This is a genomic window from Methanobrevibacter filiformis (genome assembly GCF_001639265.1).
Lineage (GTDB): Archaea > Methanobacteriota > Methanobacteria > Methanobacteriales > Methanobacteriaceae > Methanacia > Methanacia filiformis.
Genome location: NZ_LWMT01000156.1, coordinates 1 through 1,172, shown reverse-complemented (window position 1 = coordinate 1,172; position 1,172 = coordinate 1). Strand labels below are relative to the sequence as shown.

Here is a 1,172-nt window from a genome sequence, read left to right as displayed (position 1 = left end):
TGTCATGACAATTTAATTCTAATAGTTTTAGATATAATATTTTGATAATTTTTTATCGGCTTTTTCTTTAGTAAAATTCCAATAAATTTTGCTCTCTTTTTTATTTCTTTCATCACACCATGCTGTAGTTTCACTTATTAGATAGTTTTTATTTTTCATTCTTCCTCCAGTACATTCTATGTCCATGACATTAATTTCAATTTCAGCAATGTTAAGCCAACTGGCATGTATAGGAGTATAATGAAATTCTAATTTGCTTATTAATTCTACTGCTTCTTTAAATTCAAATGTTTCAAGAATAGATGAGTAAGTATGAGTGTTTAAATTGTCCATAACAATTCTTAATTTTTTAGCATCAGGAAATACATCATCGACTAAATGTTTAATATAATGAGCAAAATCTGCTTTTGTTCGTCTGTCTGTAACCATTATGTCTCTTTTTCCTCCTTTAAAGTCAACAGCAACAAATATGTTAGCTGTTCCATTTCTTTTATAAGTGTAATCATATTTTTCAGGTGTTCCAAGTTTCATGGGTATTCGAGGTTTTGTATCGTCTATTAATTGTTTATGTTTTTCATCAAAACAAATTATTGGATATTTTGGATTATAATTTTCAGAATATAATTTTAAAAGTCGATACATTCTTTTGCGGTATTCAGTGTTGATTTCATTTATACACCACATTCTTTTTTTCCATGGTTTTGTTTTGCTTTTTTTAAAATAATACGAACACTTTCACGACTTATAGTTTCAAATCCTGGTTTATTTTTTAATTCACTAGCAATAAGTCTAACAGTCCATTGTTTTCGACCTTTAGGTGGGTTAGTGCATGCTAATGCAATTATTTCTGTTTCTTTTTCAACATCATATTTTTGTGGTTGACCAGAGCGAGGTTTATCATTCAAAGCAGATTCTAATCCTTCATCTAAATATCTTTTTTTGATTTTATTAACAGTACTTACACTAATATCCAAATAATCAGCAATATCCTTAATTTTTTTACCTCTATCTAGTAATAAGAGGATCCTAGCCCTACTTATTTCTTTTTCTTTTTTAACCATCTTTTTTAAACAAACATCCTCCTCATCATCAAGCTCTACTCTTCTCTGTTTCATATAGTATAATATGAATATCATCATATATAAATATTTTAAAATTAAGTTGTCATGACA

Annotated in this window: 1 pseudogene; it reads right to left on the bottom strand. The window is 27.6% G+C overall.

Annotation, left to right across the window (positions count from 1 at the left end):
• Positions 1-27: 27 nt before the first annotated feature.
• Positions 28-1,115 (bottom strand): annotated as a pseudogene (locus tag MBFIL_RS10140) (IS630 family transposase).
• Between the last annotated feature and the right edge of the window lie 57 nt (positions 1,116-1,172).